Below are 13,047 nucleotides of genomic sequence, written 5' to 3' on the forward strand. Positions count from 1 at the left end.
GAACTCATGAGTCTGGTTGTATCCGCCATTAACGGCTGCGAAATGTGCGTGCGCTCGCATGAAGAAAGCGTGTTGACACACAAGACTTCTGAAGCCCGCGTTCTGGGTGCAATCCGGCTGGGCGCCGTTCTGAAGGGCCTGATTACAATGCGGTAAAAAGACCTCTTATATGAGTCTGTCGTAACTATTTATCCTAAAACCGAATTAGGCTAGTGGTTCGGTTTTTTTGTGTCTTTTCACTTACCGCCTAATAAATCCCAGGCACACTTTACTAACAACCTATTGATATACAGGAAGTAACTCATTAGTATTAGGTCTGTTCTCACTAAAATCCAGACCTCTATGAATCGCATTTTACGCTTAATCGGCGGGCTTTTATTATTGTTGGTAGTATTCGCTGCTGCCGGGCTTCTCTATGTTCGTTACGCATTACCCGACGTAGGACCACCGCCTGAATTGACTATCCGGGCCGATTCCGCGCAGATTGCCCGTGGTCAATACCTGGCCCATCATGTCGCTCTTTGCGTAGACTGTCACTCCACCCGCGACTGGAGCCGGATCAATGGGCCAATGGTAGCAGGTACGGAAGGCAAGGGCGGCGAAGGCTTTTTGCGTGAGTGGGGATTTCCCGGCAATTACTACGCGCCTAACATTACGCCCGCTCACTTAGGCACCTGGAGCGATGGTGAGATTTACCGGGCGATTACAACGGGCGTAAGCCGTGATGGGCACGCACTATTCCCCGTTATGCCTTACAAAAATTTTGGCCAAGCCGACCGCGCTGATGTCGAGGCGATCATTGCCTACATACGCTCCCTGAAGCCAATCGAAAACAAGGCGATACCAGCATCCGTCTCTGATTTTCCAATGACGTTCATTCTGAACACCATACCTGGTAAAAATGAACACCGGCCCCGCCCCAATCCGGCCGACGAGCTGGCATACGGAAGTTATCTAACTAGTTTTGCCGGATGTAGCGACTGCCATACCCCCGTCAATGACAAGGGCGAACAGCTGCAAGATATGTATATGGCGGGTGGCCGCGAGTTTCCGATGCCGGGCGGCACCGTACGCGCCGCCAACCTGACTCCACATGCCTCATCTGGCATGCCCTCCTACACCAAGGAGGCGTTTGTGGCCCGCTTTAGGGCCTATGCCAACACAAATACGGCGCATCCAACTGTAGGTGAAGACGGTTTCAACTCGGTGATGCCCTGGACAATGTATGGTGGAATGACTGAGCAGGACCTGGGTGCTATATATACGTACCTGAAGTCATTGAAGCCCGTTGACCACCGCGTAGAGCGGTTTTCGCCTAAAGGTGCGCAGGTAGCCAGGTTGTAATTCACTGACCAAGACAAGAAAAAACCCGCTCTGAGGCAGAGCGGGTTTTTTATGATGTATAGATGAGTGGGTTGCCCCTTCAACTACATTTTTTTCACGTTAACGGCGTTGAGGCCTTTCTTGCCATCAACGATTTCGTATGACACCTGATCATTCTCACGAATGGTCAGCCCGTTCAGGCCAGTGATGTGTACGAAAATGTCTTTTTTTGACTCGTCATCGACGATGAAACCAAAACCCTTGCTCTCGTTAAAGAACTTCACTACTCCTGTTTGCATGATTGTAAAACGATAAAAATTGAAAACTTAAAAAAAACACTTTTCTACAAAAGATGCAAAACAGGGATCCAAAGACGCAAACAAGAGTACTTGGTAATCAACTGAGCGCAATTTGTCAGACAGTGTGGTAGCCTCCGATAATTGACAAAAGAAGCATCGTACAAAAAACGACAATTATTGGATATGGTTCCTAAAATTAAAAAAAATAGGCTGATTATTTAATAAACGTCCAGTTTTCGGGTCTTTTCGGGCTATAAGGCCAGGATGTAATTACTTTTCGAGCGGCCATTAAACCTTTAGAATCTGGTTTGCTCTAATCCATAGATTCCGTTGCAACGATCTGCTTTTCTGTTTCTACGACCTATTTAAACGCAAACACAAATGAAAAGTCCCCTGCTTTTCGCGGCCCTATTACTTGCAGTAACAGGCAGTGCAACGTTCGCTCAGTCACCAAATGGCCGCTACGACCGTAATCCGTACAACACCCCAGCTCCTCGCGGCAACGGACCAGCTTATGGACAGGGCTATGGTAATCAGGGCAATGGCCGGTTCGATTATGACCGCCGTCAGGATTTATTCCAGGTACGTCAGCTCGACCAGATTGTGAACCTAACAAACCGACAGAAGCGCGACGTACTGAAGATTGAAAACTATTATGACCGGGAGATGAGCCAGGCACCGCGTACTGCCAGTATTCAGCAGCGCCTGCTATGGCAAAAAAATCAGGATGTAATCTCTATCCTTTCCCCCGCTCAACGAGACCGCCTGTTCGCATTCGAACAGTACCGGTCCTATAATCAGGGCAGTTACGCCTCGGGCCGTGGTAACTTAAACGTCGACCGAGACTGGACCCCACCTACTGGCCGCCGCTGGTAATTGATGCGCTTTCCGATTACTCCACCTTTCATGACACGCCCCGCTCGGTTATCTGAGCGGGGTATTTTTTGGGGCTGGTACCAGTACGTTGCCAGATTATCGGCTCATGCTGTACCTTTCTATTCCTAAACAAATCTGTATGAGAACTCCGCTTCTGCTTGCTAGCCTGCTCCTGCTGGCTATGACTGCCTGTGACTCAAAAAAGCCAGCTAACCAAACCGATTCTGCCACCGCTACGGTCGACAGTGCCGCTGCGCTCACTAAACGACCCGGCCCCGATGCGCCCCGGTCGGCTGCAGACCGACTGGTTCGGGCCTTATATTTCGAGCATAACAAAACTGAAAATCCTTTCCGAGAGACAAAAGATGGTACAATCATCGACCAGTTCTTTGCCCGGCCAGTAGCCGATAAAATATGGCAGCGGGTGTCGCAGCCGGGGTATAAAGCACCGAAAGCAAACCCGCTGTTCAACGCCCCTGATGCCGATCTAAAAAAGATATGGGTTGAGCCAGCAGCTGTTGGCGGGTCACGGGCGGTGGTCTATGTCACGTACCTGCTGTCGGGAAAACCAGCTGAGGTGCGGGTCGACCTGCAGCAAACAGCCGGCCGCTGGCGCATCACCGAGTTAACGTACCCAGCCGGTAAAACCCTGACCAGCTTATACCCTTAAGCTCGAAGGCATGCGCACTGAATGTAGCCAGAACCGGGTGCGTTGATAAGGCCCATGAAAGTAGTCAGACTAGGTTTACACTACTGGCGGCCCTCCAAATAAACCACTCCGGCGAGTTGTGGAGACAGCGTACGTGCAATCGGTTCGGATCTACCTGGATCAGACGCATTATCATATGCCTGATCCAGGTCAATAGTAGTGTCGTTCTAGCCAGTATCATCTCGATAGATTGGGGATCACGGTCCTGTTTTTCACGCAAGCAGAACCCTCAGACTACCATCATACCTCAGACACCGCCGATAAAATCAACTACGATGTATGACAAATACGAGCTACCTGGTTTTCTAACCAGCACGGCTTGTAGAAAACGAGCAACGTAACAGACATTAAATCACTATCAATCAACTATTTACGAACTATTTCATGTCTATTCTATATCGAGAGCGCCAATCGGTTGGTTCATGACAAGAATAAGTTTTGGAAGATTAACCGACAGATAGTAAGCATCAATACTGTTCATTAATACTTTGCAACAATTCGCTGTCTAACCATTGTGAATAAGAACACCATGAAATCATTGCTGCTGACGATATTGCTGGGAGCCCTCACCTTACCCGTTTTAGCGCAACGCCCTGCTTCAGGTTACACCCTGGGCGACGTAGCCGCCTCTTTTGCGTTAACGAACGTTGATAATCGTACGATCTCGCTGGCTGAATACAAAAATCAAAAGGGCGTCATCGTCGTATTTACCAGCAATCACTGTCCGTTCTCGAAGGCTTATGAAGACCGGATCATTGCGTTGGACCGTAAGTTTGGCCCCCAGGGTTTCCCCGTCATTGCGTTGCTGTCAAGTGATGCAACCTTATACGAAGAAGATAGCTTTGACCGGATGCAGGTACGTGCCCGAACTAAAAATTATACGTTCCCCTATCTGCACGACGACAGTCAGGCTGTGGCTAAAGCATTTGGCGCTACGCGTACCCCACAGGTGTATGTCTTGAAACGAACTGGTGACCGTTTTACTGTGGAATATATCGGAAGTGTAGACGATAGCCCACAAGATGCGGTGAATGTGCAACGCGCTTATGTTGATGAAGCTGTGACAAGTTTGCTGGCAGGTAAGCCAGTTGTAACGCCACTTACTAAAGCAATTGGTTGTGCAGTTAAGTTGAAATAAGTCTCTATCAGCAGGAAGAGCCAAGTTTTTCTGTGCTGACAAGACACCGGACAAGCTGCCCAGATCCGGTTCCTATTGTTCGCCCTATCTCGTTGGCACGGTCTTGGCAAATTAACTTCGCGTTAAACCAAACACACACGACGAATGAAAAAGCAAATGAGCTCCTTCGCTTCCCTTTTCGCTATCGGCCTGCTGGCTTCATCAATGACCCTGTTTCAGGCATGTAGCTCTGACAATAAAAATGAGTCACGCACTGAAGACGCCATGGAACGCACCGGCGACGCAGTTGAAGCTGATGCCAAAGATGCCGCTGCTGATGCCCGTGAAGGACTAAACGAAGCTGGTGACAAAGCTGAGGCTGCTGGTGATGAGGCCGCTGCTGATTTCCGCCGTGAGCGCGATGAAGCCGTTTCCAACATGAAAGAGCAACAGCGTAAACTCGATGCCCGTATTGATGAAATGCAAGCTGATATTAAGCGTCAGGGCGCTAAAGCAAAAGCCAAGTCGAAAGAAGAGCTGGCTGAGTTAGAGCAGGAACGTAAAGAGCTGGGCGAAGACATGGACAAAGCACAAAATGCTACTGCCGCCGCCTGGAAAGACATTAAAGGAGGCTTCAAGCAAGCTGGCAAGTCAATTGGCCGCGCCTTCGATAAAGCAGAAGACAAAGTTGATCCGGACGGAAAAGACGACTAGTCTGACATAGTCACCAATCAGCACATACTAATAGCAACGGAGCGCAACGTACCCGGCATATTACTAACCTACCTGGTTGATATGCCGATATGTTGCGCTCCGTTGTTGTTATTATTGGTACCCATCACTGGTTACTTCTCCCCAACTCTGTAGAAAATAGGCTACAGTGCACTGAGTAGAAGCACCTCCCCCGGTTTGCAGTCGCGGACCAGTTGCTCAGTTTCGAGTGGCTGCCCATTTAGGCGGGCCTTTTTGCCGAAGGGGTGTACCAGCGTGAGCCTGCCACCAGCGAGGCTTTTTACCCGCACCTCCGTTACAGCACCCTCTTTCACGGTGGCACCAATCAGAAATGAGCCGTCGGCCCGTATATCGTCGAAGCTCAGATTCTGCCAGGTACGTGGTCGATTCGGCAATACGTAAATCGCCTCATCACGGCTCTGCACTAGCAGCTCAAGCACCGCTGTCAAGGCACCAAAACCGGCATCGAGCTGCATCACCTCCTTGTTTTGCTTTTCCAGTTCCCAATCGGGAGCACCCATCAGGCTGGTTCCGTTAGTATTGGCGTTACTAAGCGTGCCTCTCCCCTCGTTGGTGTAATTTTCCTTCCAGTAATGCAGCCACTTAATAGCTGCATCGGTTTGGCCAGTACGGGTTAAGATCGTTGATGCCCACGGAATTGACCAGCCTGCCCAGCCGCCAGCCCCTCTGTAGCGCCATGCCTGAAGCGTATTATCCACCAGCTTACGTTGGATTGGATCGTTCAGGTTGATTGTGGCGAACGGGTATACACCACCGAGATGTGAATGGTGTCGGTGGCTTTCGATCAGATCCATGCCCTCCCAAAGCGCAATTCGCTCGTTACCAAGATTCAGTTCATCGACAAATTTTCCGTTGAACGTGGTGTACGATGGCAGGCGTTTGGCTACGTCGGCCCAGCGGGGATCAACGGGTTTCCCCAACGCGGCGGCGGCCTGGGGCAAAATGCGGCAAATCCGGTGCAACGCCGCCAGTTGAAACGACGCATCCCGGCCCCAGGCGTTCAGTTCCGAGCCCCGGTATTCGGGGCTTACCGACACGGGTAGGCTGTATTTCTTCCCGCCATCGCCGGTCGACACTTCTTCCAGCATCGCGAAATAGCCTTCAAAGGCCCCGTTGAGTAGCGGCCAGGCAGTCTGGTTCAACAACTGCGGTGCATCGGGTTGCTCTAATCCATAGCGGTAATTCTGCCAGGCCATCATGGCCATCCAGGCGGTGCAGGCGTGGTCTACAGTGCCGGTCCAGAACGTACCTACCACATGGCAGCGGTCATCGACGGCATGCGGCAACATGAGCGCCCCTTTACGACCAAAAAACGCTTCACCGTTTTTCTGCAACTGCGGCATCCAGTTACCGATCATTTTCCACAACGGCCGAAAATTCGCCAGTCGGTTGGTAGCCAGTGCCGGTGTGTAAATCATCTGCACATTGATATTGAAATGATAATCGTTGCTCCAGGGTGGCAGTTGGTAATCTTCCATAAACGGCCCTTGCAGGGTACACGCCAGGCCATTGGGCGATGTGGCGCAAGCCTGCTTGTAGAGGCCGTAATCGACAATTTCCTGCAACAGCGGATCGGGCAGGGCAATGCGGGGCACTACCTTATAATACCCCTGCCAGAACGTATCGGCGCTGGCTACGGCCGAGGGTGCGCGGTCGAGCAGGGCCTGCATGGCGGGGTAATCGAAGCGGCGGGTTTTTCGATTGTAGTACAGATTACTGGTCTGTATATAGAGGTGCTGTTCGTTTACCAGATCGTAGCCAACTAGCAGCGGGTCGTCTTCGGGCAGCGGCTGAATAAACGCGCCTTTCCCATTGTTGTCTTTCAGCACCCACTGCGGCTCTTCAATGCTTGCCGCCCGCAATGCCTCGGCTACAAAGGTGTAATGTGGAGTCAGCTTGAAGGTCAATTTACCCCGCAGGCCTTTGGGAATTTCCAGTTCGGTCACTTCCAGACTGGCCGCTTGCCGCACATTCAGCACATGGCTTACCTGCTGTGGATCACGCACTACCAATTGCAATAGCCCCCGGTCGGTAAACAGGTTTCCGTATTGAATCAGCCAACCCTCGGGCAGCGTAACGTCTAGTCGACCGCCACCCAATTGTTGCGGATGCCCAAGCGACGGTTTCTCCAACTTCGGGGCAGCAAAGGCGGCATCGATACCCGCTTTATCACCAGCCTGTAGTTTCGACTTCAGATCGGCATAAGTTATTTTGGTGTTGAAATCTACCCCACCCCGGTGATCCCAAAAACCGGTACGGCTAATGGTAAAATGCAGGTTCCGGCCGCCGCCCCAGACCATAACTCCCTGGGTGCCGTTGCCCAGCAGCACACCCGTATGGGGGCGGGGCAGCGGAAATTGCCAAGTCAGCGTGCGGGGCGGCGTTTGTGCCAGCGCTGTAGTTAGAGTTAATAGTAGTAGTGCGGCGGTACGAAGTAGGTTCATAAATGAGTTGCGAACATCAAAGGTAGCCTATCTGCCATTTTACGTGCCTGTGACGGCGTCAAAAAGATAGTGCAAACCGCCGGGGCCAGTTTACCGTTTACTTGCAAAGTAGTAGTACTACCCAGCCGTCCATGTCCCTTGTTACTGTAACTGTATTAAATTTCCCCCCCGGCCAGCGGTATCGGGCTTTTGCCAATATGGGGCGCTGGCTCATGAACCCCTTTACGGCATCCGGTCTGGGATTCCAGAAGATGATGGGAACGGGGAAGAACTTTGGCCTCTGGCCCGATTTTTCCCGCTATGTGTTTGTAGGCGTATGGCAATCAGAAGCCCAGGCCCAGGTCTTTTTTGACTCTGCTGACTGGCAATCGTTTCTTCCTCAGCACGCAACGCTTCCACAGGGAAAGCCAACTACCCTCTATCTGAGGCCCATCAAATCTCACGGCCTTTGGGATGGGATCGACCCGTTCGAACCAGCCGCCAACCTACCTGGCAGTGACGTACCTGACCAGGCTTCGGCTGATTTACCCATTGCTGTACTGACGCGGGCCAGTATTCGTACCGGCGCGCTTCTCGACTTCTGGCGTCACGTACCTGAGGCCCGCAAACGCATTGATGAACAGGGCGATAACCTGCTTATGGCATTGGGGGCCGGCGAAAAACCGCTCGTGCAACAGTGTACGATCAGCGTTTGGCGCAATGCCGCACTAGTAGACCAATTTGCCTACCGGCAGAGCGGACATCGGGAGATAGTAAAAAAAACTAGGCAGCGAAAATGGTATTCCGAAGAGCTATTTGCCCGATTTATAGTGCTAAAAACAGAGGGTACGTCGTTAGATACGGTCTAACCAAAAACACATAGCATCTCTATTTCAGTGCGTTACTAGCTGCTCCATCAGTTTATTACGTACTTGGTTTAGCCTACATTAAAGAAACCCCCTTTTTGGCTCGAATCTTGTAATCGAGCAGGAAAGATTGTTATTTTGCGGGCTAAATTCGTGTATAAACCGAGATGTCATTAATTAACAAAATCCGTGAACGCTCCGGATTAGCAGTAGGCGTAATCGCCGTTAGCTTGATTCTGTTCATTGTGGGGAGCGATTTGCTCGGCGGCAAGAGTACGCTGTTTGGCAACAATAACCAGGAAATCGGCACCATTGATGGTCGAACCATCGATAACCAGGATTTTCAGGCAAAAGTAGAGCAGGTTCGTGCTCAGTATGAGCAGCAAACGGGCCGCGCTCCGGGCGAACAGGAAATGACTCAGATTCGGGAACAGGCCTGGAATCAACTCATTTTTGAAACCGCCTATCAGAAAGAATTTGATAAACTCGGTCTGACCGTGTCGCCCGAAGAACTCGTGGACATGGTACAGGGTAGCAACGTCAGCCCCGAAGTGCGGCAGGCGTTTACTAACCCGCAGACGGGTGTTTTCGACAAAAATCAGGTTATTCAGTATCTGAAAGGCCTGCGGAACGTACCACCTGCTCAACAGGCACAGTGGGCCTCGTTTGAACAGCAAATCAGCACGAATCGCCTCCGCGAGAAGTTCGACAACCTGATGCGTCTATCGAACTACGCCACTACGGCTGAAGCCCAGAAGGAATACCAGGCTCAGAATACAAAGGCCGATGTGAAGTTCCTGTTCGTTCCCTATTACTCGGTCAACGATACCACCGTGAAGGTAACCGACTCGGAACTGAGCGATTACCTGAGCAAGCATAAAGACGAATATCCTGGTGCCGACACCCGTTCAATCCAGTACGTATCATTCGCCGTGAACCCATCGAAAGAAGATAGCGCGTCATTGTACAACGAAATCAAAACGCTGGCTCGGGGTTTAGGTGGTGCTACCAACGACTCTACGTTTGCGCGCCAGAACAGCGACGTACCTGTGCCCCTTTATCTGACAGCCGGTGAAATGCCCGAGCAGCTTCGTGCGGCCGTGCCTACGTTCTCGCCAGGTGGTGTATATGGTCCTTTCCGCGATGGCAACACGTACTTTATCTATAAGTATGGCGGTACCAAGCGTGATACCAGCTTCACCGTTCGGGCCAGCCATATTCTGATTCGCGCTACGGCTAAGACAGACTCAGCCAAAGCAGATGCCCGTCGTCGGGCCGAGAGCATCCTGAAACAGATTCAGGGTGGCGCCAGCTTTGAAGCACTGGCACAAAGCAACAGCGAAGACGGATCAGCCCAGCAGGGTGGTGATCTGGGTTATTTCAAAAATGATGGTCGGATGGTAAAAGCATTCGAGTCAGCCATCTTCGGATTTGCCGGTTCAGGCCTGATCCCACGGGTGGTTGAAACCGATTTTGGTTACCACATCATCAAAATCACCGAGCCCAAAACGAACCTGCTGTATCGTGTAGCGGGTATTGGCAAAACGATTACGCCAAGCGAAGCCACTACGAACGAAGCTTACCAGAAGGCCAGCCAGTTTGCGGCTAACAGTAAGTCGAAAGAAGCATTTGATGAAAATGCTAAGAAAGACAAATCACTGGTGATTGCCAATGCCGAGCGTATTCCGGAAACAGCATCGAACATCAATGCGTTGACCGACGCCCGTGCTATTGTTCGGTGGGCGTTCGACGACAAGACGGATAAAAACAGCGTATCGGAGCCGTTCCAGGTGGGCGACCAGTACGTAGTGGCCGTTCTGACAGGTAGCACGGATAAAGACGAAGTGAAAGTTGATGACTATCGCACCGAACTAACCGCCAAAGTGCGCAACCAGAAGAAAGCCGAGCAGATCATGGCGAAACTGGGTACCCCAACCGGTACACTCGAAACTATTGCTCAGAAGTACGGTGCTGGTGCCATTGTTGAAACCGCCGACGACATCAATCTGGCAACGGGCTTTATGCGCAGCGCGGGCGTTGACCCAGTTGCGTTAGGTCGTGCTTTCGGTTTGAAAGCAGGTAGCCGGTCGAGGCCATTCGCTGGCGAAGGTGGTGTGCTGATCGTGGAGCCAACCCGCATCACGCCTGCACCGACCGTAGCCGACTACGCCATGTACAAGACAACGATTCAGCAGAATCAGGGTCAGCGGACAACGGTTTACGTGAATGAAGCCATCAAAGAGGCCGCTAAAATCACCGACCGTCGCGCTAAGTTCTATTAAGCGTAATGGCTCTTATAGGCATAAAAAAAGCTCTGCTGTATCAGCAGAGCTTTTTTTATACACCTTACATGATGCGTACAGCTCTGACATTGTTAATCGGCAGGATCTACCTAACTGCAACTAGCGGACCGGCTAAAAATTTCGAAAGAATCTGTGTATTATACACTGTTGCTACACCTGCTATAGCCTGGCTGTGCTCCCTTAGTGATCATGGCCATCAACAGGCTGTTAAATAAGCCTATGGTGCACCTTATTAGTGATCAAGCCAAAACCCCGTTAATCATGGACACCACAAGCAAAAAATTTTACGATTATCTAGCCGGTTTCATGTTCATCATTCTCATGATTGGCATGTTTGGGTACCAGTTGGTAACAGCCTAGTTCGTCGCACCATTATTTTTGGTGCTGATATTTACTTCTTACAAGCGAATTTAATTACTCGAAAAAGAGAAAGCGAAGTCAGCACTTATTACGCTTGCAGCGTTAGTGGTTATTCTTGGCCTGTATATTTTCTACACATACTAGACAGTGTAAACAGTGCTATGATGTATAGGTGACAGCCGCTTGCCACTATAGTAGTTTATGCCAGGGATGCGGCCAAAATCGCCGACCGTCGCGCTAAGTTCTTCTACAAACAAAACGGGCTCTGCTGAATCAACAGAGCCCGTTTTGTTTGCGGTTATTCAACAGTGCATTCTGCTACAGGGGTCACTAGGTAGACTCCGCGCCTTTTAGCTATCGGCCAGGTATTTATGGACGAAGCTTACGGCCATGGCACCTTCGCCAACGGCCGAGGCCACGCGGGCCATAGCACCAGACCGAACGTCGCCCGCTGCGAAGATACCAGGGCTGCATGTTTCCAGTAGATACGGTTCGCGCTTCTGCTTCCAGATGTCGCGGTAGCGAGGGTGGTTGATCAGGTCGCGGCCGGTCTGGATAAAGCCTTTCTCATCCCGAATGATGTCCATCTCAATCCAGTCGGTGAGGGGTTTGGCACCGATGAAGATGAACACTGCCGCAGCGGGTTCCTCACGCTGCTCCTTCGTATTCATATCTTCGATCACCAGCGACTCCAGCTTTTCGTTTCCTTTGCCTTCGACAATTTCGGTGCAGGGCAGCAACGTGATATTGGCCGTGCGCTCAATCTGGTCGACGAGGTACTGCGACATGGTTTCAGCCAGGCTTTGGCGGTGAATACAAATAAACACCTGCGAGGCCGTTCGCGATAGGTACATAGCCCCCTGCCCGGCTGAATTACCGCCGCCCACTATATACACCGGCTGCCCTTTGAAGGCATAGGCTTCAGTGGTGGCAGCCCCGTAATACACACCCGCTCCGGTAAATTTCTCGAGGCTATCATTGGCTAGTTTCCGATACGAAACACCCGTACTAAGTAGAATGGCCCGTGTAATCAACTCACTCCCGTCGGCCATTTTGATGCGCTTGTATTGCCCTTCCGACTGAATTTCGTTGACCTCCTGCGGAGCTAGGAACTCGACGCCGAACCGCTTAGCCTGCGTAATGGCCCGCTGCGTTAGTTCCGAGCCGCTCAGGCCGTTCGGGAAGCCAAGGTAGTTTTCAATACGCGACGACGTACCTGCCTGCCCACCGGGTGCCCGCTTGTCGATCAGAATGGTGCGTAACCCCTCAGAACCGCCGTATACAGCTGCCGCCAATCCTGCCGGTCCAGCACCTATGATAGCTAAATCATATAAATCGCCTTCAGCTTTGGGGCTTAAGCCAAGCTTCTCACCCAATTCCTGAATCGAGGGCTGGCTGAGTATAGATCCATCTTCAAACACAACAACGGGCAACTCGGCGGTTGTCAAGTTGTGGAGTTCCAGGAGTTGCTTGCCTCGTTCGTCGGCCTCTACATTTAGCCACAGATATGGAAACAGGTTGCCCGCCAGAAAATCCTTCAGTTCGTGCGACCGGGGCGAAAACTGATAACCGATCAGACGGAGCCCTACGTAATCAGGTACGTATTTGAATTTCCAGTCTGACAGCAACCCATCGAGAATAGGATACAGCTTTTCTTCGGGTGGGTCCCAGGGCTTAGCGATGTAGTAATCGAGTTGTACCTCGTTGATCGCCCGAACGGCCGCGTCGATATCGGAGTAGGCGGTGAGCAGTGCTTTTTTGGCTTCAGGAAAAATCTTCCGGGCCTCGCGTAGGAAATCGACACCCAACATATCGGGCATCTTCTGATCCGACAGCAGCAAAGCCACCGTTTCGCCGCGTTTTTTCAGTTCGGCCAGCGAGTCCAGCGCTTCATGCGCCGAGGCAGTCGTCAGAATCCGGTACTCTTTCCGATAATGCGCGCGCAGGTCACGCCGTAGCGCTTCAAGTACCTGCTCATCATCGTCGATGGCAAGGAGTATGGGTAATTTCATAGGAGT

11 protein-coding genes are annotated in these 13,047 nt (G+C 51.4%); 8 read left to right on the plus strand and 3 right to left on the minus strand.

Going from position 1 to position 13,047, the window contains the following annotated elements; translation table 11 throughout:
* The first annotated feature begins 42 nt into the window (after positions 1-42).
* Complete coding sequence (locus F7231_RS27345) at positions 43-156, plus strand: hypothetical protein (protein ID WP_229369730.1); 114 nt, start codon at positions 43-45, stop codon at positions 154-156.
* 186 nt (positions 157-342) lie between these two features.
* Positions 343-1,344 (plus strand): c-type cytochrome, encoded by a 1,002-nt coding sequence (locus tag F7231_RS06260; RefSeq protein ID WP_085412351.1) that lies wholly within the window; start codon positions 343-345, stop codon positions 1,342-1,344.
* Between the two features lie 83 nt (positions 1,345-1,427).
* Here the strand turns inward: F7231_RS06260 and F7231_RS06265 are convergent, their stop codons facing one another.
* Entirely contained in the window at positions 1,428-1,622 is a 195-nt protein-coding gene (locus tag F7231_RS06265; RefSeq protein WP_085412350.1) for a cold-shock protein, read from the minus strand.
* Between the two features lie 381 nt (positions 1,623-2,003).
* Here F7231_RS06265 and F7231_RS06270 point away from each other — a divergent pair, with 381 nt between their 5' ends.
* The 4 genes from F7231_RS06270 to F7231_RS06285 all read left to right on the plus strand — a co-directional run bounded on the left by F7231_RS06270 (position 2,004) and on the right by F7231_RS06285 (position 5,038).
* Positions 2,004-2,498, plus strand: coding sequence for a hypothetical protein (locus F7231_RS06270; protein WP_085412349.1), 495 nt, complete (start codon positions 2,004-2,006; stop codon positions 2,496-2,498).
* Between the two features lie 139 nt (positions 2,499-2,637).
* The gene (locus F7231_RS06275; RefSeq protein WP_085412348.1) at positions 2,638-3,168 is read left to right on the plus strand and encodes a hypothetical protein; all 531 of its coding nucleotides are present in this window, start codon (positions 2,638-2,640) and stop codon (positions 3,166-3,168) included.
* 568 nt (positions 3,169-3,736) lie between these two features.
* Positions 3,737-4,345 (plus strand): thioredoxin family protein, encoded by a 609-nt coding sequence (locus F7231_RS06280; RefSeq protein WP_166691309.1) that lies wholly within the window; start codon positions 3,737-3,739, stop codon positions 4,343-4,345.
* A 144-nt stretch (positions 4,346-4,489) separates the two neighbouring features.
* Complete coding sequence (locus tag F7231_RS06285; protein WP_166691310.1) at positions 4,490-5,038, plus strand: sll1863 family stress response protein; 549 nt, start codon at positions 4,490-4,492, stop codon at positions 5,036-5,038.
* A 161-nt stretch (positions 5,039-5,199) separates the two neighbouring features.
* Here the strand turns inward: F7231_RS06285 and F7231_RS06290 are convergent, their stop codons facing one another.
* Positions 5,200-7,521 carry a glycosyl hydrolase family 95 catalytic domain-containing protein gene (locus tag F7231_RS06290; RefSeq protein WP_166691311.1) on the minus strand — a complete coding sequence of 774 codons (2,322 nt, stop codon included), beginning with the start codon at positions 7,519-7,521 and terminating at the stop codon, positions 5,200-5,202.
* A gap of 131 nt (positions 7,522-7,652) precedes the next feature.
* Here F7231_RS06290 and F7231_RS06295 point away from each other — a divergent pair, with 131 nt between their 5' ends.
* Together F7231_RS06295 and F7231_RS06300 are read left to right on the plus strand one after the other, a co-directional pair.
* Complete coding sequence (locus tag F7231_RS06295; protein WP_085412344.1) at positions 7,653-8,369, plus strand: DUF3291 domain-containing protein; 717 nt, start codon at positions 7,653-7,655, stop codon at positions 8,367-8,369.
* Positions 8,370-8,533: 164 nt separating this feature from the next.
* The gene (locus F7231_RS06300) at positions 8,534-10,648 is read left to right on the plus strand and encodes a peptidylprolyl isomerase (RefSeq protein WP_166691312.1); all 2,115 of its coding nucleotides are present in this window, start codon (positions 8,534-8,536) and stop codon (positions 10,646-10,648) included.
* A 731-nt stretch (positions 10,649-11,379) separates the two neighbouring features.
* Here the strand turns inward: F7231_RS06300 and F7231_RS06305 are convergent.
* Positions 11,380-13,041, minus strand: coding sequence for an FAD-dependent oxidoreductase (locus tag F7231_RS06305; protein ID WP_085412340.1), 1,662 nt, complete (start codon positions 13,039-13,041; stop codon positions 11,380-11,382).
* Between the last annotated feature and the right edge of the window lie 6 nt (positions 13,042-13,047).

The sequence above is a fragment of the Fibrivirga algicola genome, assembly GCF_011742925.1.
GTDB lineage: Bacteria > Bacteroidota > Bacteroidia > Cytophagales > Spirosomataceae > Fibrella > Fibrella algicola.

Excerpts from the sequence above, each read along its gene's own strand:
- F7231_RS06305 (WP_085412340.1), bottom strand. The coding sequence starts at position 13,041 with ATGAAATTACCCATACTCCTTGCCATCGACGATGATGAGCAGGTACTT.
- F7231_RS06265 (WP_085412350.1), bottom strand. The coding sequence starts at position 1,622 with ATGCAAACAGGAGTAGTGAAGTTCTTTAACGAGAGCAAGGGTTTTGGT.
- F7231_RS27345 (WP_229369730.1), top strand. The coding sequence starts at position 43 with ATGTGCGTGCGCTCGCATGAAGAAAGCGTGTTGACACACAAGACTTCT.
- F7231_RS06300 (WP_166691312.1), top strand. The coding sequence starts at position 8,534 with ATGTCATTAATTAACAAAATCCGTGAACGCTCCGGATTAGCAGTAGGC.
- F7231_RS06275 (WP_085412348.1), top strand. The coding sequence starts at position 2,638 with ATGAGAACTCCGCTTCTGCTTGCTAGCCTGCTCCTGCTGGCTATGACT.
- F7231_RS06290 (WP_166691311.1), bottom strand. The coding sequence starts at position 7,521 with ATGAACCTACTTCGTACCGCCGCACTACTACTATTAACTCTAACTACA.
- F7231_RS06270 (WP_085412349.1), top strand. The coding sequence starts at position 2,004 with ATGAAAAGTCCCCTGCTTTTCGCGGCCCTATTACTTGCAGTAACAGGC.
- F7231_RS06295 (WP_085412344.1), top strand. The coding sequence starts at position 7,653 with ATGTCCCTTGTTACTGTAACTGTATTAAATTTCCCCCCCGGCCAGCGG.
- F7231_RS06280 (WP_166691309.1), top strand. The coding sequence starts at position 3,737 with ATGAAATCATTGCTGCTGACGATATTGCTGGGAGCCCTCACCTTACCC.
- F7231_RS06260 (WP_085412351.1), top strand. The coding sequence starts at position 343 with ATGAATCGCATTTTACGCTTAATCGGCGGGCTTTTATTATTGTTGGTA.
- F7231_RS06285 (WP_166691310.1), top strand. The coding sequence starts at position 4,490 with ATGAAAAAGCAAATGAGCTCCTTCGCTTCCCTTTTCGCTATCGGCCTG.